This is a genomic window from Streptococcus sp. HMSC067H01, assembly GCF_001814775.1.
Lineage (GTDB): Bacteria > Bacillota > Bacilli > Lactobacillales > Streptococcaceae > Streptococcus.
The window spans coordinates 16,320-39,372 of the sequence record NZ_KV817811.1; the positions used below are offsets into that span (position 1 = coordinate 16,320).

At 39.5% G+C, this 23,053-nt stretch carries 20 protein-coding genes; 17 read left to right on the plus strand and 3 right to left on the minus strand.

All coding sequences use genetic code 11. The features are described 5' to 3' along the window. From lacD to HMPREF2987_RS09230, 9 genes are all read left to right on the plus strand, one after another. A partial coding sequence (gene lacD / locus HMPREF2987_RS09190; protein WP_075230282.1) for a tagatose-bisphosphate aldolase occupies positions 1 to 647 on the plus strand: 647 nt, incomplete at its 5' end. Between the two features lie 233 nt (positions 648 to 880). Beyond that, positions 881 to 1,717: a PRD domain-containing protein gene (locus HMPREF2987_RS09195; protein ID WP_075230283.1), complete on the plus strand. Its 837-nt coding sequence runs from the start codon at positions 881 to 883 to the stop codon at positions 1,715 to 1,717. 35 nt (positions 1,718 to 1,752) lie between these two features. After that, positions 1,753 to 2,070, plus strand: a complete 318-nt coding sequence (locus HMPREF2987_RS09200; protein ID WP_049496380.1) for a PTS lactose/cellobiose transporter subunit IIA — start codon at positions 1,753 to 1,755, stop codon at positions 2,068 to 2,070. Further along, positions 2,070 to 3,761 (plus strand): lactose-specific PTS transporter subunit EIIC, encoded by a 1,692-nt coding sequence (locus HMPREF2987_RS09205; protein ID WP_075230284.1) that lies wholly within the window; start codon positions 2,070 to 2,072, stop codon positions 3,759 to 3,761. Before HMPREF2987_RS09200 ends, HMPREF2987_RS09205 begins: the two co-directional genes overlap by 1 nt. Positions 3,762 to 3,973: 212 nt before the next feature. After that, positions 3,974 to 5,380 (plus strand): 6-phospho-beta-galactosidase, encoded by a 1,407-nt coding sequence (lacG, locus tag HMPREF2987_RS09210; protein WP_075230285.1) that lies wholly within the window; start codon positions 3,974 to 3,976, stop codon positions 5,378 to 5,380. 42 nt (positions 5,381 to 5,422) lie between these two features. After that, entirely contained in the window at positions 5,423 to 5,677 is a 255-nt protein-coding gene (locus HMPREF2987_RS09215) for a DUF3884 family protein (protein WP_075230286.1), read from the plus strand. Between the two features lie 309 nt (positions 5,678 to 5,986). After that, positions 5,987 to 8,572, plus strand: a complete 2,586-nt coding sequence (locus HMPREF2987_RS09220) for a pneumococcal-type histidine triad protein (RefSeq protein ID WP_075230287.1) — start codon at positions 5,987 to 5,989, stop codon at positions 8,570 to 8,572. Between the two features lie 153 nt (positions 8,573 to 8,725). After that, positions 8,726 to 9,655 carry a metal ABC transporter solute-binding protein, Zn/Mn family gene (locus HMPREF2987_RS09225; RefSeq protein ID WP_075230288.1) on the plus strand — a complete coding sequence of 310 codons (930 nt, stop codon included), beginning with the start codon at positions 8,726 to 8,728 and terminating at the stop codon, positions 9,653 to 9,655. A 7-nt stretch (positions 9,656 to 9,662) separates the two neighbouring features. After that, positions 9,663 to 12,968: a pneumococcal-type histidine triad protein gene (locus tag HMPREF2987_RS09230; RefSeq protein ID WP_075230289.1), complete on the plus strand. Its 3,306-nt coding sequence runs from the start codon at positions 9,663 to 9,665 to the stop codon at positions 12,966 to 12,968. A gap of 75 nt (positions 12,969 to 13,043) precedes the next feature. On the opposite strand, the gene pepT is transcribed toward HMPREF2987_RS09230, so the two are convergent. Beyond that, a complete protein-coding gene (pepT, locus tag HMPREF2987_RS09235; protein ID WP_075230290.1) occupies positions 13,044 to 14,267 on the minus strand; it encodes a peptidase T in 1,224 nt (407 codons plus the stop codon). A gap of 154 nt (positions 14,268 to 14,421) precedes the next feature. Between pepT and hemH the strand changes: the two genes are divergently transcribed. Beyond that, the gene (gene hemH, locus HMPREF2987_RS09240) at positions 14,422 to 15,516 is read left to right on the plus strand and encodes a ferrochelatase (protein WP_075230291.1); all 1,095 of its coding nucleotides are present in this window, start codon (positions 14,422 to 14,424) and stop codon (positions 15,514 to 15,516) included. A 395-nt stretch (positions 15,517 to 15,911) separates the two neighbouring features. On the opposite strand, the gene mnmE is transcribed toward hemH, so the two are convergent. Beyond that, the gene (gene mnmE / locus HMPREF2987_RS09245) at positions 15,912 to 17,285 is read right to left on the minus strand and encodes a tRNA uridine-5-carboxymethylaminomethyl(34) synthesis GTPase MnmE (protein ID WP_075230292.1); all 1,374 of its coding nucleotides are present in this window, start codon (positions 17,283 to 17,285) and stop codon (positions 15,912 to 15,914) included. Between the two features lie 122 nt (positions 17,286 to 17,407). Then, positions 17,408 to 17,590 (minus strand): 4-oxalocrotonate tautomerase, encoded by a 183-nt coding sequence (locus HMPREF2987_RS09250; RefSeq protein ID WP_001117401.1) that lies wholly within the window; start codon positions 17,588 to 17,590, stop codon positions 17,408 to 17,410. A 122-nt stretch (positions 17,591 to 17,712) separates the two neighbouring features. On the opposite strand from HMPREF2987_RS09250, the gene HMPREF2987_RS09255 reads away from it, so the two are divergent. The 7 genes from HMPREF2987_RS09255 to glyA all read left to right on the plus strand — a co-directional run bounded on the left by HMPREF2987_RS09255 (position 17,713) and on the right by glyA (position 23,048). Beyond that, positions 17,713 to 18,312, plus strand: a complete 600-nt coding sequence (locus HMPREF2987_RS09255) for a thymidine kinase (protein ID WP_075230293.1) — start codon at positions 17,713 to 17,715, stop codon at positions 18,310 to 18,312. Beyond that, entirely contained in the window at positions 18,302 to 18,781 is a 480-nt protein-coding gene (locus tag HMPREF2987_RS09260) for a GNAT family N-acetyltransferase (protein WP_075230294.1), read from the plus strand. Before HMPREF2987_RS09255 ends, HMPREF2987_RS09260 begins: the two co-directional genes overlap by 11 nt. Positions 18,782 to 18,790: 9 nt before the next feature. Next, positions 18,791 to 19,870 (plus strand): peptide chain release factor 1, encoded by a 1,080-nt coding sequence (prfA, locus tag HMPREF2987_RS09265; protein WP_001028810.1) that lies wholly within the window; start codon positions 18,791 to 18,793, stop codon positions 19,868 to 19,870. After that, positions 19,870 to 20,706, plus strand: a complete 837-nt coding sequence (prmC, locus tag HMPREF2987_RS09270) for a peptide chain release factor N(5)-glutamine methyltransferase (RefSeq protein WP_075230295.1) — start codon at positions 19,870 to 19,872, stop codon at positions 20,704 to 20,706. The genes prfA and prmC overlap by 1 nt, the downstream gene beginning before the upstream one ends. Then, complete coding sequence (locus HMPREF2987_RS09275) at positions 20,690 to 21,292, plus strand: L-threonylcarbamoyladenylate synthase (RefSeq protein WP_075230296.1); 603 nt, start codon at positions 20,690 to 20,692, stop codon at positions 21,290 to 21,292. The genes prmC and HMPREF2987_RS09275 overlap by 17 nt, the downstream gene beginning before the upstream one ends. A gap of 1 nt (position 21,293) precedes the next feature. Further along, the gene (locus HMPREF2987_RS09280; RefSeq protein WP_075230297.1) at positions 21,294 to 21,725 is read left to right on the plus strand and encodes a GNAT family N-acetyltransferase; all 432 of its coding nucleotides are present in this window, start codon (positions 21,294 to 21,296) and stop codon (positions 21,723 to 21,725) included. 66 nt (positions 21,726 to 21,791) lie between these two features. After that, positions 21,792 to 23,048 carry a serine hydroxymethyltransferase gene (gene glyA, locus HMPREF2987_RS09285; protein WP_075230298.1) on the plus strand — a complete coding sequence of 419 codons (1,257 nt, stop codon included), beginning with the start codon at positions 21,792 to 21,794 and terminating at the stop codon, positions 23,046 to 23,048. Positions 23,049 to 23,053 lie beyond the last annotated feature (5 nt).

Sequence of the window (23,053 nt, forward strand, 5' to 3'; positions counted from 1 at the left end):
CTGCAAAACGTATCAAAGAACAAGGTGCAGATGCTGTTAAGTTCTTGCTTTACTATGATGTAGACAGCTCTGACGAACTCAACCAACAAAAACAAGCCTACATCGAACGTATCGGTTCTGAGTGTGTGGCGGAAGATATTCCATTCTTCCTTGAAATTCTTGCTTACGATGAAAAAATTGCTGACGCTGGTTCTGCAGAATACGCTAAAGTAAAACCACACAAAGTTATCGGTGCCATGAAAGTCTTCTCAGATCCACGTTTCAACATCGATGTCTTGAAAGTGGAAGTTCCAGTTAACGTGAAATACGTTGAAGGATTTGGCGATGGAGAAATCGTTCATACACGTGAAGAAGCAGCTGCTTTCTTCAAAGCTCAAGACGAAGCTACTAACCTTCCTTACATCTACTTGAGTGCAGGTGTATCAGCTAAACTTTTCCAAGAAACTCTTGTCTTTGCCCACGAATCAGGCGCAAACTTCAATGGTGTTCTTTGTGGACGTGCAACATGGGCTGGATCAGTTGAAGCTTACATCAAAGATGGTGAAGCAGCAGCTCGCGAATGGCTTCGTACAACTGGATTTGAAAACATTGATGAACTCAATAAAGTACTTCAAACAACAGCTACTTCATGGACTGAACGTGTCTAAATTTCCCCCCTTTTATGTCCTAAAACCTAGCTAAAAAACTTTTAAAAAAGTTGTATGTAAAGGTTTACAAAATAAAAATCTTGTGCTATACTTAAGTCACAAGTTAATACAAAGTGAGTGTTACTAAGTAATATTAGGCATGATCACAGATGACTCAGAGGTATATTTTCTGAACTCATTTGTGGTCATTTTTTATGCTCACAAAACTTAAATAATAGGGCAAGGAGGTTGCCATGTATCGGATATTAAATCCAATGAATAACAATGTTTCTCTCGTGCGGAATAGCAAAGGAGAGGAGTTGATCGTAATTGGTAAGGGTATTTCATTCGGTAAGAAGAAGGGAGATTTGATTTCTGAGGATCAGGTTGAAAAAGTTTTTCGGATGAAAACAGAAGAGTCGCGAGAAAATTTTATGGCTCTTCTCAAGGATGTACCGCTTGATTTTATTACGGTCACTTATGAGATTATTGATAATCTTTCTAAAAAATATCAATATCCTGTCCAAGAGTATCTATACGTCACTCTGACAGACCATATCTATTGTTCTTATCAGGCTATTAGCCAAGGACGCTATAAGGATAGTAACTTGCCTGACATTTCTGCAAAATATCCTATCGCTTTTCAAATTGCACAAGAAGCTTTCGAAATTTATCGTCAAAAACTGACAGAAAATTTTCCTGAAGACGAAATCATTCGCATCGCTTATCACTTCATCAACGCGGAAGGTGAGAATGCAGTCGAAGTTGTTGAGTCAATTGATAAGAGAAAGGAAATTTTAAAGAAGGTCGAAAGCGTTTTGAAGAGTTATAAAATCCAGCGAACACCTGAAAATAATAATTTCTACGACCGCTTTATGATTCATCTAAATTATTTTTTGGATTATCTGGATCGTAGTCGCGATGATAATCAATCCTTGCTCGATATGGAAGAACATATAAAGAATAGCTATCCAGAAGCATTCGAGATTGGTAGTAAAATTTATGAGGTCATTGCTCAGGAAACTGGTCTTGACCTCTACAAGAGTGAACGAGTTTATCTTGTTCTACACATCCAACGTTTATTGTCATAACGATTTACTAAAAAATATATAAGGAGAATTCTATCATGAATAGAGAAGAAGTAACATTGTTAGGTTTTGAAATCGTTGCCTATGCAGGTGATGCTCGTTCAAAATTATTGGAAGCTTTGAAGGCTGCTGAAACTGGTGATTTTGCGAAAGCGGATAGCTTAGTTGAGGAAGCTGGTAGCTGTATCGCTGAAGCACACCACGCGCAAACTAGTCTTTTAACCAAGGAAGCTGCTGGTGACGATTTGGCTTATAGCGTGACCATGATGCATGGCCAAGATCACTTGATGACAACTATTTTGCTAAAAGATTTGATGCACCATTTAATCGAACTTTATAAAAGAGGAGCTAAATAATGAATAAATTAATTGCCTATATCGAGAAAGGGAAGCCTTTCTTTGAAAAACTATCTCGAAATATCTATCTTCGTGCTATTCGTGATGGATTTATCGCAGGAATGCCAGTCATTCTCTTCTCAAGTATTTTTATCTTGATTGCCTTTGTACCAAACTCATGGGGCTTTAAATGGTCTGATGAAGTAGTAGCACTTTTGATGAAACCTTACAGCTACTCTATGGGGATTCTAGCAGTCTTGGTAGCTGGTACCACTGCTAAATCTTTAACGGACTCCGTCAATCGTAGTATGGAGAAAACCAACCAAATCAACTATATGTCAACGCTATTGGCGGCTATTGTTGGTTTGCTGATGTTAGCAGCTGACCCAATCGAGGGTGGCTTTGCAACTGGTTTCCTTGGAACAAAAGGGTTGCTTTCAGCCTTCCTGGCAGCTTTTGTAACTGTAGCTATCTATAAGGTTTGTGTTAAGAACAACGTTACTATTCGCATGCCTGACGAAGTTCCACCGAATATCTCACAAGTCTTTAAAGACGTTATTCCGTTTACGCTTTCAGTTGTTTCTCTTTATGCTCTTGACTTGCTCGCTCGTCAATTTGTTGGTGCAAGCGTTGCAGAATCAATCGGTAAGTTCTTTGCCCCTCTTTTCTCAGCAGCAGACGGTTATCTTGGTATTACTATTATCTTTGGTGCTTTTGCCTTCTTCTGGTTTGTCGGTATTCACGGCCCATCTATCGTTGAACCTGCCATTGCAGCGATTACTTATGCAAATGCCGAAGTCAACTTGAACCTTCTTCAACAAGGTATGCACGCTGATAAGATCCTTACATCTGGTACACAGATGTTTATCGTCACTATGGGTGGTACAGGAGCAACTCTTGTAGTTCCATTCATGTTTATGTGGTTGTGTAAATCGAAACGAAATCGTGCTATTGGACGTGCTTCAGTAGTTCCTACATTCTTCGGTGTAAACGAACCAATCTTGTTTGGTGCACCACTTGTTTTGAACCCAATCTTCTTTATCCCATTCATCTTTGCACCAATTGCAAACGTATGGATCTTTAAGTTCTTTATCGAAACTCTCGGCATGAACTCATTTACTGCCAACCTTCCATGGACTACACCAGGACCTCTTGGTATTGTTCTTGGTACAAACTTCCAGTTCTTGTCATTTGCTCTTGCAGCATTGTTAATCGTAGTGGATATTGCAATCTACTATCCATTCCTCAAGGTTTATGATGAACAAATTCTTGAAGAAGAACGTTCAGGTAAAGCTAATGATGAATTAAAAGATAAAGTAGCTGCAAACTTTAACACTGCAAAAGCAGATGCTATTCTTGCAAAAGCTGGAGTAGAATCAGCACAAAATACAATCACTGAAGAAACAAACGTCCTCGTTCTTTGTGCGGGTGGTGGAACAAGCGGTCTTCTTGCCAATGCTTTGAATAAAGCTGCAGAAGAATACAATGTTCCTGTTAAGGCAGCCGCTGGTGGCTATGGAGCTCACCGTGAGATGCTACCAGAGTTTGATTTGGTTATCTTAGCACCACAAGTTGCTTCAAACTTTGAGGATATGAAAGCTGAAACTGATAAATTAGGTATCAAACTTGCTAAGACAGAAGGTGCACAGTACATTAAATTGACACGCGATGGACAAGGTGCTCTAGCCTTTGTTCAAGCTCAATTCGATTAACGATAGGGACTCTGAAATAGTCTCCTATCGTTACGGAAATCGCTATGGCGAATTTCCTAATCGCCTTATTAATTCGTCGGTAAAAAGATATCATTTTTACCTCCTCATGTCACAATTCGGTGACTTGCTACAAGAAGTGAGATGGAGATGGATAGCTCACTAGCTCCTCTCCGCTCGCTTTTCATTTTATCCAATCAAGAAATAGGTGAAAAATGACAAAAACACTTCCTAAAGATTTTATATTTGGTGGCGCAACAGCTGCTTATCAAGCAGAAGGAGCTACTCATACAGATGGTAAAGGTCCTGTCGCCTGGGACAAATACCTAGCAGATAACTATTGGTACACAGCTGAACCAGCTAGTGATTTTTACCATAAATATCCAGTAGATTTGCAGTTAGCTGAGGAATATGGGGTAAACGGTATCCGTATTTCTATTGCTTGGTCACGTATTTTTCCAACTGGTTATGGTGAAGTAAATCCAAAAGGGGTAGAATTCTATCATAACTTATTTGCAGAATGTCATAAACGTCATGTAGAACCGTTCGTAACTCTTCACCATTTTGATACACCTGAAGCTCTTCACTCAAATGGAGACTTCTTGAATCGTGCGAATATTGAACACTTTGTAAATTATGCTGCCTTCTGTTTCGAAGAATTTCCAGAAGTCAACTACTGGACTACTTTCAATGAAATCGGCCCTATCGGAGATGGTCAATATTTGGTAGGTAAATTCCCTCCAGGCATTCAGTATGACCTTGCTAAAGTTTTCCAATCACACCACAATATGATGGTTTCTCATGCGCGTGCTGTGAAATTGTACAAAGACAAAGGTTATAAAGGTGAAATCGGTGTTGTTCACGCCCTTCCAACGAAGTATCCATTAGATCCTAAAAACCCTGCAGACGTTCGTGCAGCTGAGTTAGAAGATATCATTCACAATAAATTCATCTTGGATGCAACTTATCTTGGTCATTATTCTGAAAAAACCATGGAAGGGGTCAACCACATTTTATCAATAAATGGTGGTAGCTTGGATCTTCGTGACGAAGACTTTGCAGTACTTGAAGCAGCTAAAGATTTGAACGACTTCCTTGGAATTAACTACTACATGAGTGACTGGATGGAAGCCTTTGATGGTGAAACTGAAATCATCCACAATGGTAAAGGAGAGAAAGGAAGTTCTAAATACCAAATCAAAGGTGTTGGTCGTCGTGTAGCTCCTGACTATGTACCTCGTACTGACTGGGACTGGATTATCTATCCTCAAGGATTATACGACCAAATCATGCGCGTGAAAAAGGATTATCCAAACTACAAGAAAATCTACATCACAGAAAACGGGCTTGGATACAAAGATGAATTTGTCGATAATACTGTTTACGATGATGGACGTATTGATTATGTGAAACAACACTTGGAAGTTATTTCAGATGCCATTGCTGATGGAGCAGTAGTTAAAGGCTACTTCATCTGGTCACTCATGGACGTCTTCTCTTGGTCAAATGGTTATGAAAAACGCTATGGCCTCTTCTATGTGGACTTTGAAACGCAAGAACGCTATCCAAAGAAATCAGCTCACTGGTACAAAAAACTAGCTGAGACCCAAGTGATTGAATAGTACAACTAGTTATCAGGTATAGAATTTAAGCGAGGAAAGTTTATGCTCAAAGATTTTATCAAATCAATCTATGAAAAAGTTTATATTATTAACTTTGAACATTGCTCTCATGTACCATCCTTGACCAAGGAGCAACTTGCAAGTCTTGAAAAATGGTATGTCTCGACGGGTAAGGAGTGGATTTGTCATTCAGACTATGAATTTGAAGAATTTCAAAAGCTATTTTTAAATTTTGTCAACGCAGAAGATAAGGATAACATTTCCTTTGAATCGGATTTTATGCCATTTCAACACTAATATAGCAAAAAGAGGAATCTATCTCATACTAGGGGATATTCCTCTTTTTTATCTACTTTTTACCAAAATTTTAAAAATTTTCTTGACAGATTTATGTGATAGGAGTAAACTATTAACTAGTTAAATAACTGGTTAAGTATATAAAGAGGTAACTCACTCGCTCAAATCTTGTTTGATAAATAGAAAATAGAAGGAGGAGTTTTAAAAGTGAGTTATTTTTCTAAATATATGTTTAACTGGTTAAGGAAGTTCTTTAGGAAAAAGTGTAGTTCTTCTTTAACGAATAAATGAAATAGAAAGTGTATTAAGATGAAAATCAATAAAAAATATGTTCTTGGTTCCGTAGCTCTTTTAGCCTTAAGCCTTTCAAGTTATGAATTGGGGCGTTACCAAGCGTTACAGACTAGCAAAGAGTCTAATCGTGTGTCTTATATAGAAGGGAATCAGGCTAGTGCTAAAACTGAAAATCTGACGCCAGATGAGGTTAGTCAGCGAGAAGGCATTAATGCTGAACAAATTGTTGTTAAAATTACCGATCAAGGTTACGTGACTTCACATGGAGACCATTATCATTACTTTAATGGCAAGGTTCCTTATGATGCTATTATTAGCGAGGAACTCCTGATGAAGGATTCGAATTATCAACTTCGAAATGAGGATATTGTCAACGAAGTCAAGGGCGGTTATGTCATTAAGGTTGATGGTCGCTATTATGTATACCTCAAAGATGCATCCCATGCAGAAAATATTCGTAGTAAGGATGAGATCAATCGTCAGAAGCAAGAACACGGACATGGTAGTGAAACAAAAGTTAGCAATGAAGTTACCCTAGCAAGGGCTCAGGGACATTATACAACGGATGACGGCTATGTTTTTAATGCAAGTGATATTATTGAGGATACTGGCGATGCTTACATCGTTCCACATGGCAATCACTTCCATTATATTCCAAAGAGTGACTTGTCTGCCAGTGAATTAGCTGCGGCCCAAGCCTTCCTATCCGCTAAAGGTGGTCAAACAAGCTCAGTTGGGTATCGACCGTCAACAAATTCTTCTAGCAATAGCTCATCAGATGCTTCGAATAGTAGTACATATAGACAAACGAATCAAAGCAATGTTGAGGCAAATACTAGAAGATGGACCCCAAGTGTTAGCCCACAAGTGGATAATAGTTATCAAGCAAGTCCAAGTGAAGACGTATCTAGTCTTTTGAAACAACTTTATGCCTTGCCACTCAGCCAACGACATGTGGAATCCGATGGTTTGCTCTTTGACCCTGCCCAAATCACAAGAAAAACTGCGAATGGTGTTGCAGTGCCACACGGAGATCATTACCACTTTATCCCTTATTCTCAAATGTCTGATTTAGAGCAGAGGATTGCGAGAATGATTTCAGTAAATTATCAAGGAAATCATACAACTGCAGGTGGTAAAGAATTAAAACCAATTCCGACTCCAAGTCTTCCAAATCCAATCCCTGCTCCAGAGCCTACCCCAATACCAAGTCCACAGCCCGTCCCAAATCCGCAACCAGCTTCAAGCAATCCAATTGATGGAAAATTGGTAAAACAGGCGATTCGAAAGGTGGTTGATGGTTATGTCTTCGAAGAGAATGGAATTTCGCGTTATATTTTTGCCAAGGAACTTTCAGCAGAAACTGTTGCAGCCATTGATGATAAACTTGCTCAACAAGAAAGTTTGTCTCATGAGTTAGGAGCTAAGAAAACCAATCTTGTATCTGGTGATCAAAAATTTTACAACAAAGTTTATGATTTACTAGCAACAGTTCATCAAGATTTGATTTCCAATAAAGGGCACCAAGCTGATTTTGACGCTTTGGATAGACTATTGGAACGTCTCAACGATGAGTCAAGTGATAAGGTCAAGTTAGTTGATGATATCCTTGCTTTTCTAGCGCCGATTCATCATCCAGAACGTTTAGGAAAACCAAATGCACAAATAGCTTACACAGATGATGAGATTCAAGTAGCCAAGTTGGCAGGCAAGTATACAACAGAAGATGGCTATATCTTTGACCCCCGTGATATCACCAGTGATGAGGGGGATGCCTATGTAACTCCGCATATGAGCCACAGTCATTGGATTAAGAAAGAAAGTTTATCTGAAGCTGAAAGAGCAGCAGGTCAAGCTTATGCTAAAGAGAAAGGTTTGACGCCTCCTTCAACAAATCATCAAAGTTCAGGAAATACTGAGGCTAAGGGAGCAGAAGCGATTTACAATCGAGTAAAAGCAGCTAAGAAGGTACCACTTGACCGTATGCCTTACAATCTACAACATACTGTGGAAGTTAAAAATGGAAGTTTGATTATACCTCATTATGACCATTACCATAACATCAAATTTGAGTGGTTTGACGAAGGACTTTATGAGGCACCTAAGGGGTATACTTTAGAAGAGCTATTTGAAACTGTGAAGTATTATGTCGAACATCCAAACGAACGTCCGCATTCAGATAGTGGTTGGGGCAATGCGAGCGACCATGTTCACAGAAACCACAATAGTCAAGCTGCTAGCAATCAAACAGAGAAACCAACAGAGGAGAAACCTCAGACAGAAAAAATTGAGGAGGAAAAACCTCGCGAAGAAAAACCGAAAAATGAGAAAGCAGAATCTCCAAAACCAAAAGAACCAGAGGAATCAGAAGAAGAATCACCATCGGAACCAGAGGAACCTCAGGTTGAAACTGAAAAGGTTGAAGAAAAACTGAGAGAGGCGGAAGAGTTACTTAAAAAGATTCAGGATCCAATTCTTAAGTCCAATGCCAACGAAACTCTCACAGGATTAAAAAATAACCTGTTATTTGGTTCTCAGGACAACAATACTATTATGGCAGAAGCTGAAAAGTTATTAGTCTTGTTAAAGGAGAGTAAGTAACTATACAACTATTATAGAGGATAAAAAGGGAGCAGAATATGGATTCTGTTCTCTTTTTTATGAAATTGTGTAAAAATTCTTGACATATTTTCTAAATAAAGATAAACTATTTACTAGTTAATTAAATGGTTAAATACTAGTTAAGGAGTTGTTATGAAAAAAAGAAGTATCCTATGGCTCATGCTTGCCTTCCTTGCTCTCGTTTTAGGAGCTTGTGGACAGAAGACCAGTCAAGACAAGAGTGATGAAACTAAGGGAATGAAGATTGTGACCAGTTTTTATCCTGTTTATGCCATGGTCAAAGAAATTTCTGGTGATTTGAATGACGTTCGGATGATTCAGTCTAGTTCAGGTATTCATTCTTTTGAACCTTCAGCAAATGACATTGCGGCCATCTATGATGCTGATGTTTTCGTCTATCATTCCCATACCTTGGAATCTTGGGCAGGAAGTTTGGATCCAAGCCTGCAAAAGTCCAAGGTAAAGGTCTTAGAAGCATCTGAGGGGATGACCTTGGAGCGCGTGCCTGGATTAGAAGATATGGAAGCTGGAGATGGGATTGATGAGAAAACCTTGTATGATCCTCATACTTGGTTAGATCCTGAAAAAGTTGCTGAAGAAGCACAGATAATTGCTGATAAGTTATCAGAATTAGACAGTGCTAACAAGGATACCTATCAGAAAAACGCACAAAGTTTTAGTGCTAAAGCTCATGATTTGACAAAGAAATACCAACCCATCTTTGAAAAGGCTAATCAAAAGACTTTTGTAACCCAACACACAGCCTTTTCATATTTAGCTAAACGATTTGGACTTAATCAACTTGGTATTGCAGGGATCTCTCCTGAACAAGAACCAAGTCCAAGACAACTAACAGAAATTCAGGAATTTGTTAAAACTTATAAGGTTAAAACGATTTTTACAGAAAGCAATGCTTCATCTAAGGTAGCTGAAACTCTTGTCAAATCAACAGGTGTGAGTCTTAAAACCCTCAATCCTTTAGAGGCAGACCCACAAAATGACAAGTCCTACTTGGAAAATTTAGAAGAAAATATGGCTATCTTAGCTGAAGAATTGAAATGAGGAGATTATGAAGATTAATAAAAAATATCTAGCGGGATCTGCAGTGGTCCTTGCCTTAAGTGTTTGTGCTTATGCTTTAAATCAACATCAAGCACCTGAGAAAAAAGATGACAACCGTGTATCCTACGTTGATGGTAAAGAGTCTGAAGCTAAAAAGAATGAAACTCTTACACCAGACCAAGTTAGCAAGAAGGAAGGCATAGAAGCTGAACAGATTGTTACCAAAATCACTGATCAAGGTTATGTGACTTCACACGGCGACCATTTCCATTACTATAATGGTAAGGTGCCTTATGATGCTATCTTTAGTGAAGAACTGGTCATGAAAGATCCAAACTATCAGCTGAAGGATGAAGATATTGTCAATGAGATTAAAGGTGGCTATATCATCAAAGTTGATGGCAAATACTATGTCTATCTAAAAGATGCTAGCCATGCAGATAATGTTCGTACCAAAGACCAAATTGAGCGTCAGAAACGGGAAGGCACATCAGATAGAGGAAATGAAACTAAGGAAGTCCTTGCTGCACGAGCTCAAGGCCGATATACAACGGATGATGGTTATGTCTTTAATGTTGCAGATATCATTGAAGATACAGGTGATGCCTATATCGTTCCTCACGGTGGACATTATCACTACGTTCCAAAGAGTGCACTTTCCTCAAGCGAGTTGGCTGCTGCACAAGCCTATCTGGCTGGCAGGAGAAGTCAACCGAGTGTGACGGACTATAAACCGAATCCAAGTGTCGAACCAAGTCCTCAAGCAGATAACTCAGCTACAAACAAACCAGTAGCTCAAGCGGACGACCTTCAAAGTCTTCTTGCTCAGTTATATGCTTTACCAGTTAGTCAACGCTATCGAGAATCTGATGGTTTGGTATTTGACCCAGCTAAAATTACCAGTCGTACACCATCAGGGGTGGCTATTCCACACGGTAATCACTACCATTTCATTCCCTATAGTAGTATGTCTGCTTTGGAACAAAAGATTGCTCGTTTGATGCCACTTTCAGGTCTTGTAACACCATCAAATCCTGTAGAAACTCCAAGTAAACCTAGTGAAGATCATGAGCACAACCATGACCATGAAGATGGAGAGAATCCTGATCATAACCACCATGGACACGACCAAGAAGAGCCGGGTCATCATGGTCAGGAAGGCGAAGGACAAGCCCATAACCATGACCACGATCATGCTAATCATCATCACGATGAAGAAGATCATGACCATGACTTCGCAGCTGATCGAGTGATTAGTGAGGACGACCAAGGTTTCGTAGTTTCACATGGAGACCACAATCATTATTTTTACAAGAAAGATTTGACGGCTCAACAGATTAAAGAAGCTCAGGAACACTTGAAAGGTAAAACCGAAGTTAAACCTAATCCATCGGATGAGCACCATGATGAAGACGGGCATGATCACCACCATGGTGAAGACCACGATCACGGATTCGATGCTGATCGAGTGATAAGTGAAGATGAGGAAGGTTTTGTCGTTTCACATGGAGATCACAATCACTATTTCTTTAAAAAGGATTTATCAACAGAGCAGATTAAGGCTGCTCAGGAGCACTTGAAGGAACACCATCAGGCAGAGCCTGTTAAACCACTTGCAAAAGATGTAGAAGCTTTCTCGAGAGATGCAAGTGATGAAGAAAAAATAGCTTATATTTCTAAGACTTATGGTGTTCCACTTGAAGCCATTCGTATCTCAAATGGATTCTTTGTATTTGGTAATCCAGATCAGGCTTATGATCCAACTCACATTCACCCTTATGCAGTTCGAAAGGAACACGTTCGCATTCCTCTCCAAACAGGTGATGCAGAGCTTGATTTCCTAAACGAACTCTATACAACCGCTCTTCGTGATGGCGTTTCTCCTTATAGTTTGCAGGTTGAAAATGGTAGCTTCGTCATTCCTCACGGTGATCATAATCACTACATCAAGGTTCAAACTAAAGGTTATGAAGTCGCTTTGAAAAACAAAATTCCTGCATTACAGTCAACTTACCAACCTGGTGCTTTTGATGAAAAAGCAGTCCAGTATAAGATTGATCAACTCTTGGCAGAGAGTCGTAAAGTCTATAAAGATAAACCAATTCTTCAAAGACAAATTGAGCTTGCCTTGGGTCAATTCTCTGAAAATATGAAGAAGCTCTCAACCAACTCAACAGCTGGTTATCTGGCTGCTTTAGATCTCTTTGACAAGCAGTATATCCACGTTGACTCTAGTGTAAAACCAACAGAAATCAGTCCATTAGACAAAAAATATCAAGCTTTAGTAGATAAGATTAATACCTTGGATACGGATGCTTATGGACTTCCTAAAAAGGATCTCTTGGCTCAACTCCAAGAAAATAAATTGGCTCAAGATGAGGCTGGTTTAGATGCAGTTGAAGCTAAACTACAAGCTCTGCAAGATTTTAATGATCGTACTGGAGTTACAACAGTAGAATACATCAAGTATTTCTACCAACATCTATCTGACGGTCGCTTAAATGACACTCTTAGAAATAAAGTTGCCAACCTAACGTGGACACTTTATCAGTCACAATCCTTCCTTAAGGCAACTGACTTGAACAAACTCTTCCCAGAAATCTATCAAACAAAACTAGAAGTTGAAGAAGCAGTGAAGAATGAACCAGTTGCTCATAAACCTTCTGAAACGATCCTCGACACTGAAAAAGTTGATGGTCATAGTGCTAAAACTGCAGTTTATGAGTTCTTGAAAGGTTTGTTTGATGATATTCAACCTGAGGAACAAAGTAACCATGTCTTAAAAGGTCAGGTGGCAGGACTTTTAACAAAAGCTGTAGAATTGGTAAGCCAAGTGAAAGAAGAAGGTGTTAAAGCTTCACTCTCTGACGAAGTGAAAAATTTGACGGTTGCTTTGGAGAAAGACGACGCAGACCTTGATGAATTAAATACGCAAGTCCAAGATCTTCTGAAGCGTATTTCACAAACCATTCAGAATGAACGTGAGAATGTCAACCAAGACCCAGAGGTCATGGCTCTTTATCAACAGCTTTATAACGGTATTATTGCCCTCCATAGCTATCTAGAGATGAATCATGGTTCAGATGCTGACTTTGAAAAAGTCGATGCTCTGTTTGATAAACTAGCAGCAGCTAACAAAGACAAGCAAGCTCTTCTATCAGTTGCTCAAGAAATCTTAGTATTGAATCAAGAAATTAGAACAAAAGCTGCCCTAGCTGAAACAAATAAAGAATCAGCAAGTGATAAACAAGATGATTCAAGCTCAAAACCTACAGCTACAACTCCTGAATCAACAGAAAAAGTAGCAGAATAATAAAAAGTTCAGACAGATACCGTGTTAAAAGTAGGCTGCTGATAAAAAGAGGTCGGGAATTTTTTCCCGATCTCTTTAGTCTTTATAAGCTACAATCCCAATAATGGTGTCAACTGCACGTTCCATTGTTTGTAGACTAACGTATTCAAAACGACCGTGCATATTTTCACCACCAGCAAAGATATTTGGCGTAGGAATTCCCATAAAGGAAATTTTAGAACCGTCTGTTCCTCCACGGATAGGTTCGATAATTGGTGTGATACCAAGGTCTTCCATAACTGCTTTGGCAATGGTTACTGGAGTCATATCCTTTTCAATGACTTCTTTCATGTTGTAGTACTGGTCTGTCAATGTTAAAGTAACACGATCACTACCAAGTTCTTGGTTCATTTTATCAGTAATAGCTTGCATAGCAACTTTACGCGCTTCAAAGGTTTCTTTTTCGAAGTCACGAATGATGTAGCTAGCACTCGCTTCCTCAACAGTACCCGTAACATCCATTAGATGGTAAAATCCTTGGTAACCCTCAGTCAACTCAGGTCGGTCACCAGCTGGGAGTTGGTTGTGGAAATCAATGGCTAACTGAAGGGCGTTAACCATCTGTCCTTTGGCTGTTCCTGGGTGAACATTACGCCCTTGGAAGTGCAGTTCTGCACCTGCAGCAGAGAAGGTTTCGTATTGAAGTTCACCAAGAGGTCCACCGTCAACTGTATAAGCAAAGTCGACATCGAAATCTTCTGCATCAAATTTATTGGCACCAACACCGATTTCTTCATCAGGTCCGAAGCCAACACGGATTTCACAATGTTTAATCTCAGGATGAGCAGTCAAGTATTCGATAGCTGTCATGATTTCAGCGATACCAGATTTGTCATCAGCCCCGAGCAAAGTAGTTCCATCAGTAGTTATCAAGGTTTGCCCAGGATATTTCTCTAGGCTCTTGAAATCTGCTGGATCAAGCTTGAAACCAGAATTACCAAGCTCGATAACACCACCGTCGTAGTTTTCAATAACTTGTGGATTGACACCTTCAGCATTAAAATCTGCTGTATCCATGTGGGAGATAAAGCCAATCTTACGAGTCAAACTAGGATCGTTAGCTGGAAGAGTACCGATAGCAAAACCGTTTGGTAGATAGTAGACATTTTGCAAACCAACACGTTTCATCTCAGGGATAAGGACATTGGTTGCGAAGTCTACTTGACTTTGGGTACTTGGTGTAGTGGTTGAATGTTCGTCAGAACGTGTATTGACTTTGACATAAGTCAAAAAACGCTCCAACAATGTTGGATATTTCATCGTAACTCCTTTTTTCCTTCTTTTAAAACCATTGTATCATAGAAAGAAGAGAAAAACAAAAGTCAGAAGGGAGATAAAATCCTTATGTTAGCGTTTACTTATGGCTTCTTTAGTGATACAATAAAAAAGATAAAAATATCACAAGGATGCAAATATGAAAAAAGCAATTTTAATGATGACTTTCGGTTCGCCAGAAGAGATTACTTTTGAAGGTGTGGCTGATTTTTTCACAAATATTCGTCGAGGAGTTCGACCTCAAGACCACGAGATTCAAACTCTCTATGATAATTATGTACGAATTGGAGGAACTCCACTTCAAAAAATTACCCGTGAAGAAGTTGCCTTGGTAGAAGCTAGGTTAGGAAATGAATATAGTGTCTATTTTGCCAATAAATTTTCAACCCCTTTTATTTCAGATGTAATTCGGCAAATGGAAGCAGATGGAATTGAAAAGTGTATTTGCTTGATTTTGGAGCCACACTATTCCTTTTACTCTGTTATGGGGTACGAAAAGTTTCTGGAAAGCAAACAAATTCAGTTTTTAGTTATTAAGGACTGGTATCAAGAAGAAGCACTATTAAACTATTGGACAGCTGAAATTGCTAAAATTTTAAAAGAAAAGGTGAAAGAGGATAGCTTTAAAGTCATCTTTTCTGCCCACAGTGTGCCCATTTTTGCCTTGGATTTTGGTGATCCCTATATCGACCAGATTTTCGAAAATAGCAAGTTAATTGCTGAGAAATTAGGCTTGAAACCAGAGCAATATACCAACACTTGGCAGAGCGAAAGTGATATTGGTATTCCTTGGATTAAGCCAGATGTTCTGGAATATCTTAGAGAACAGGAAGAACATCCAGAGCATTATATTTTTGTGCCTATTAGTTTTATCAGTGAGCATATTGAAGTCTTGTTTGACAACGATGTGGAATGTCAAGACTTGTGTCAGGAATTTGGGGTCAACTACCATCGTCCACCAATGCCAAATACAGATTCTCGTTTGATTGATGCCTTGGTCAATATTATCCGAGCTAATGAACATAAAGAATTTAGAGAATTCCTCCCAGAAGAAGAAACCTTTGATGAATTAGTCCCTTCGGAGGAAACTAAGAATATTTTAGATGAATCACAAGACTTACAAATGCCAGAATTTGTTAAAAAATTAATTGAGAAAAAAGGTCGTGAAAATGTCAAGATGCCTTATTTAATCAAAAAAATGCTTGAAAAAGCTGGCAAATTACCTAAAGACTAAGTGAAAATAGAAAAGAACTGGTAATACTCTTCGAAAATCAAATTCAAACTGCGTCAACGTCGCCTTGCCGTACTCAAGTACAGCCTGCGACTAGTTTCCTAGTTTGCTCTTTGATTTTCATTGAGTATAAGTTTTGTTTCAAATATCTGCTAAGGCAGGATATAACTTAGAAGGTGAAAGAAAAGGCGGTGGGACAGAAATCGATAGACAAAGTCTTGATTTCGTAGTCCCAGACCCGCGAGGATGATTAGGAGCTTTTTGGAGTCTAAAAGACGAACAAAAAGTTCAATCAGCTACCGCGTCAAATTATGATTGATAATAAAAAGTGAGGTCGGGATCTTTTTGTCCCAACCTCTTTTTAGGTGACTAGCATTTTTTTTGACCTAGTTTTTATGTTATTTACCCAGACAAAATTGGCTGAACAACTGTGTAATGAGTTCATCTGGAGCAGCATCACCAGTGATTTCTCCGAGGATTTCCCAAGTACGTGTCAAATCAACTTGAAGCAAATCAACTGGCATTCCTAGTTCAAGGCCTTCGTTTACAGCTTGTAAGCTTTCAACAGCCTTTGCGATTAATGAAATGTGACGAGCATTGGACAAGTAAGTAGCATCTTGTTCGACCAAGCCAGCATTTTCAAAGAAGAGGTTGTTAATCCGTTCTTCAATCTTATCAATGTTTTGATTTTTTAGGACTGAAATACGGATGACATCTTCAGGAAGTTCCTGAGTTTCGATAGCCTCAGGTAGGTCAGTTTTGTTAAGTAGGATGATACGGTTGGTATCTTGGCTGATTTCAAGAAGTTGTCGGTCTTGGGCAGTTAGAGGTTCGCTGGCGTTTAAGACAAGTAAAACCAAATCAGCTTCCTTGAGAGCTTTTTTGGAGCGTTCGACACCGATTTGTTCGACGATGTCATCTGTTTCACGGATACCCGCAGTATCAATCAACTTAAGTGGAACACCGTTGATATTGACGTATTCTTCAATGACGTCACGGGTTGTACCTGCAATATCCGTTACAATGGCTTTATCTTCGCGCAGGAGGTTATTAAGAAGGCTAGACTTCCCAACGTTTGGACGACCAATGATAGCCGTTGAAATCCCTTCACGGAGAATCTTCCCACGACGGGCCGTTTTTAAGAGATTAGTTAAGAGTTGTTCAAACTCCAAGGTCTTTTCACGGACTACAGCAGTAGTGGCTTCCTCAACATCGTCATACTCAGGATAGTCGATATTAACCTCTACCTGAGCCAAGGTATTGAGAATTTCCTGACGAGTATTGTTAATGAGGTCAGATAGGGATCCATCAAGTTGTTTGACTGCTATATTCATAGCCTTGTCAGTCTTAGCACGAATGATATCCATAACAGCTTCAGCCTGAGTCAAGTCCACACGACCGTTGAGGAAGGCACGTTTAGTAAACTCTCCAGGCTCTGCCATACGAGCCCCTTCACGGATAGCCAATTGTAAGATTTCATTAGTCACTGCAATTCCACCGTGAGTATTAATCTCGATAATATTTTCACGAGTGAATGTTTTTGGAGATTTCATAGCCCCAATCATAACCTCGTCCATGACTTTACCAGTTTGAGGATCAACAATGTGACCGTAGTTAAGAGTGTGGCTAGCAACCTTGCTCAAGTCCTTGCCTTTAAAGATTTTCTGCGCAATGGCAAAACTATCCGTTCCGCTTAAACGAACAATCCCAATAGCCCCTTCACCAAGCGGTGTCGAGATGGCTGCAATGGTATCAAATTCCCGTGTAATCATTTCAATTCCTTTATAGTTTATTTGTTTGTATAGACTAATATCTCTTCAAATTGTAACAAATTTTAGTATTTTCTTCAATGAATGTTACTTATAAAGAAAAGCCTAAGCAGATTGCTTAAGCTTTACTTAGTGCGCATTTCCCCTTGTGGGAAGTAAGTTCCTTCAGGCATATCGTTGATGATGACATGAACAGCAGATTGTGGTGCACCAGTGTTACGTACCACAGCTTCGGTTACTTCCTTTGCTAGGGCTTTCTTTTGCTCTAGCGTGCGACCTTCAAATAAATCAATGCGTACAAATGGCATAATAGCTTCCTCCACTAGTTTTTGATTTCTTCTATTTTACCACATTTTGCCGTTTAAAGCTTAAGAAAATTATGATATACTAGAATGTAGCAAAAAATTAGAAATGGACGTGAAATAGAAGCATGGCACAGTTGTATTATCGTTATGGGACTATGAATTCAGGAAAGACCATTGAGATTCTTAAAGTAGCCTATAACTATGAGGAGCAAGGAAAAGGAGTTGTCATCATGACTTCAGCTCTGGATACACGTGATGGTGTTGGCTATGTTTCAAGTCGGATTGGGATGAAAAGACCAGCAGTTGCTATTGATGACACTACGGATATTTTTGGTTATATTCGAGATTTACCTGAAAAGCCCTACTGTGTTTTGGTCGATGAAGCCCAGTTTCTAAAGCGTCACCATGTTTACGACCTAGCTCGTGTCGTCGATGAGTTAGACATACCCGTTATGGCATTTGGTTTGAAGAATGATTTTCGCAATGAACTGTTCGAAGGATCTAAACATCTCTTACTCTTAGCAGATAAGATTGATGAGATTAAGACTATCTGTCAGTATTGTAAGAAAAAGGCGACCATGGTATTACGAACATTGGATGGGAAACCTACTTATGAAGGTGAGCAAATTCAGATAGGTGGCAATGAAACCTATATCTCGGTTTGCCGTAAACATTATTTTGCGCCAATGATAACATCTAACAAGGAGCAAGACTATGACAATTGAACTAAGAGATGTTACAATGGAAAATTATTTTGATGTTCTGCATTTGGATGTTAAGGAATATCAAAAACAATTTATTGCTACCAACGCAATTAGTTTAGCTGAAGCATATGTCTACACAAAAAATGGAGATTTTGTAGCTCCATTGGCAGTTTACGATAATGATGCAATCATAGGTTTTGTGATGTTAGCTTATGATAAAAAAATCGGAATTAGTAATGGAAATTATTTACTATTTCGTTTCATGATTGATAAGCATTTTCAAAATCAAGGATATTTTAAACCAATTATGGATAAGGTGATAGACTATGTTCGGACAGCGCCAGCAGGTTTATCCAATAAACTTTGGTTGTCTTATGAACCAGAAAATGAACATGCAAGATATTATTACCTCAGTTATGGATTTAAAGAAACTGGGGAAATATTTGAGAACGAAGTAGTAGCCATATACGATTTAACAATTGAAAAATAAGGAGAAAAAATGAACATCTATGATCAACTACAAGCTGTAGAAGACCGTTATGAAGAGTTGGGAGAATTGCTGAGCGACCCTGATGTGGTCTCTGATACCAAGCGTTTCATGGAGCTTTCAAAAGAGGAAGCTTCTACTCGTGATACTGTAACTGCCTACCGCGAATACAAACAAGTCCTTCAAAACATTATCGATGCCGAAGAGATGATTAAAGAATCAGGCGGAGATGCGGACTTGGAAGAAATGGCCAAACAAGAATTGAAAGATGCCAAGGCTGAAAAAGAAGAGTACGAAGAAAAACTGAAGATCTTGCTACTTCCTAAAGATCCAAACGATGACAAGAACATCATCCTTGAAATCCGTGGAGCAGCTGGTGGTGATGAAGCCGCCCTCTTTGCTGGCGATTTGCTAACCATGTACCAAAAGTACGCTGAAGCCCAAGGCTGGCGCTTTGAAGTCATGGAGGCTTCTATGAACGGTGTCGGTGGTTTCAAGGAAGTGGTTGCTATGGTATCAGGTCAGTCTGTATACTCTAAGCTTAAGTATGAGTCTGGTGCCCATCGTGTTCAACGTGTCCCTGTGACAGAAAGTCAAGGGCGTGTTCATACCTCGACAGCTACTGTCCTTGTCATGCCTGAAGTGGAAGAAGTAGAGTACGATATTGATCCCAAAGACCTTCGTGTGGATATCTACCACGCATCTGGAGCTGGTGGACAGAACGTCAACAAGGTTGCGACTGCCGTTCGTATCGTTCACCTGCCAACCAATATTAAGGTTGAGATGCAGGAAGAACGTACCCAACAGAAAAACCGTGAGAAGGCAATGAAGATCATTCGTGCGCGTGTGGCAGACCACTTTGCACAGATTGCCCAAGATGAGCAAGACGCTGAGCGTAAGTCTACTATCGGTACAGGAGACCGTTCAGAACGCATCCGTACCTATAACTTCCCACAAAACCGTGTGACAGACCATCGTATCGGCTTGACTCTACAAAAACTAGATACGATTTTGTCTGGTAAACTAGATGAAGTTGTGGATGCCTTGGTTCTTTATGATCAAACGCAAAAATTGGAAGAATTAAACAAATAATGAAATTAGCTCAATTATTTTCAGATTTTGAAGAAGAGTTGATAAGACAAGGAGAGGAAGCAGAAAGCCTCTCCTTTGTCTATCGTAGCCTGAAAAATCTATCTTTTACTGACTTCGTCTTTGCCCTTCAGCAAGAAGTTACAGAGGAAGAAAAAGAGTTTGTAGAGGAAATTTACACGAAATTAGTAGCACATATACCTGCCCAGTACATTATCGGTCATGCAGAATTTTTTGGGATGCAGTTAAAGGTTGATGAGCGGGTCTTGATTCCTCGCCCAGAGACAGAAGAGTTGGTGGAGCTCATCCTAGCTGAGAATCCAGAGGAAAATCTCAAAGTTCTGGATATCGGAACAGGAAGCGGTGCTATCGCCCTTGCTTTAGCTAAAAATAGACCAGATTGGACAATCACAGCTAGCGATATCTCTCAAGATGCTCTCGATTTGGCTAGAGAAAACGCCGAAATTCAAAATCTTAATATATTTTTAAAAAAATCTGATTGTTTCTCTGAAATTTCTTCAAAATATGATATAATTGTATCCAATCCACCTTATATATCTCGAGTAGATGAGGCAGAAGTTGGTTTGAATGTTCTCCATTCAGAGCCACATTTAGCCCTCTTTGCAGATGAGGATGGTCTAGCGATCTATCGCAGAATCGCGGAGGAAGCTAAAGACTATCTAAGTGATGGTGGTAAGATTTATCTTGAAATTGGCTACAAACAAGGACAAAGCGTTCCAGCTCTTTTCAAGGAAAATTTTCCTGAGAAGCGAGTTCGAACTCTGAAAGACCAATTTTGCCAAGATAGGATGGTTGTCATTGATGATGGAGAAAATTAAGCACGAGCTTGAAAATGGTGGAGCTGTTGTTTTGCCAACGGAGACTGTTTATGGACTTTTTGCAAAAGCATTGGATGAAAAGGCTGTTGACCATGTTTATCAGCTTAAATGTCGTCCAAGAGATAAGGCGCTCAATCTCAATGTCGCTAGTCTAGACGATATCTTGAACTTTTCTAGGAATCAGCCAACTTATTTACAACAATTGGTTGAAAATTTTTTGCCAGGCCCTTTGACCATTATCTTAGAAGCTAATGACAAGGTTCCTTACTGGGTCAATTCAAATTTGACGACAGTTGGATTTCGCATGCCGAGTCATCCTGTAACTCTGGAGTTGATTCGTGAGTTTGGCCCCTTAATCGGACCTTCTGCCAATATTTCAGGTCAATCAAGTGGAGTAGATTTTCACAAGATTCTTCAAAACTTTGACCAAGTGGTCTTGGGACTAGAAGACGATGCTTTTTTAACGGGTCAGGATTCGACTATTTTAGACTTATCTGGCGACAAGGTAAAGATTCTACGCCAAGGAGCGATTACTCGAGAAGATATCCTTGCCAAGATACCAGCCATTCCTTTTGAGGAGGTATGATATGCTACGTGATTTGAAAACAACAGATGTTGCAGCTATTTGTGAGATTAACAAAGAAGCTTTAGGTTATTTGTTTAGTTTAGAGGAAACGTCTAGTCAACTAGATAAGTTGTCTCAAGACTCTCATCACTACCTACTGGGTTTCGAGGATTCGACCAGCCATGACTTACTTGGTTATGTTCATGCCGAGGTTTATGAATCCCTTTATTCAAAACCAGGTTTTAATATCCTAGCTTTAGCTGTTTTGCCTCAAACACAGGGTCAGGGTATCGGAAAAACTTTACTTCAAGGATTGGAACATGAAGCAAAAAAACGAGGCTATAACTTTATTCGCTTAAATTCTGCAGACCATCGTTTAGGTGCGCATGCTTTCTATGAAAAAGTTGGTTATACCTGCGATAAGACGCAGAAACGGTTTATTCGCATTTTTTAGTTTGGATTTTATATTCTTGTTGTAAAAACAAACTAAAGAACTGTCACACTATAAAGGAGAAGACCTATGATTTTTGACAAAGATGATTTTAAAGCTTATGACGCAGATCTTTGGAATGCTATTGCTAAGGAAGAAGAACGCCAACAAAACAACATTGAGTTGATTGCTTCGGAAAACGTTGTTTCCAAGGCTGTTATGGCAGCTCAAGGGTCTATCTTGACGAATAAATATGCCGAAGGTTACCCAGGACGCCGTTATTATGGTGGAACTGATGTGGTAGACGTGGTAGAGACTCTAGCCATTGAACGCGCAAAAGAAATTTTCGGTGCAAAATTTGCCAATGTCCAACCTCACTCTGGAAGCCAAGCTAACTGTGCGGCTTACATGGCCTTGATTGAGCCAGGTGATACGGTCATGGGGATGGATTTGGCAGCAGGTGGTCACTTGACTCACGGAGCTCCTGTCAGCTTCTCTGGTCAAACCTACAACTTTGTTTCTTATAGCGTAGATCCAGAATCAGAGCTCTTGGACTTTGATGCTATCTTAAAACAAGCCCAAGAAGTAAAACCAAAATTAATCGTAGCAGGAGCTTCAGCCTACTCTCAAATTATTGATTTTTCAAAATTCCGTGAAATTGCAGATGCTGTTGGTGCTAAACTCATGGTAGATATGGCTCATATTGCTGGCTTGGTTGCTGCTGGTCTTCATCCAAGTCCAGTGCCTTATGCACATATTACAACAACAACGACCCACAAAACCCTTCGTGGACCACGTGGTGGTTTGATTTTGACCAATGATGAAGATCTTGCCAAGAAAATCAACTCAGCTATTTTCCCAGGTATCCAAGGTGGACCTTTGGAGCACGTTATCGCTGCTAAAGCTGTGTCTTTCAAAGAAGTTTTGGATCCAGCCTTCAAGGAATATGCTACCAATGTCATCAAGAACAGCAAGGCTATGGCAGATGTCTTCTTGCAAGACCCTGATTTCCGTATCATTTCTGGCGGAACTGAAAACCACCTCTTCCTAGTTGATGTAACCAAGGTTGTAGAGAACGGAAAAGTTGCTCAAAACTTGCTAGATGAGGTCAATATTACCCTAAATAAAAACTCAATCCCTTACGAAACCTTGTCACCATTTAAGACAAGTGGTATTCGTATCGGAGCTGCAGCAACAACTGCACGTGGGTTTGGTGAAGAAGAAAGCCGTAAAGTGGCTGAACTTATCATTAAAACCCTTAAAAATGCAGAAAATGAGGCTGTTTTAGAAGAAGTGAGAAGCGAAGTTAAAGAATTGACAGATGCCTTCCCATTATACGAGGACTAAAATTT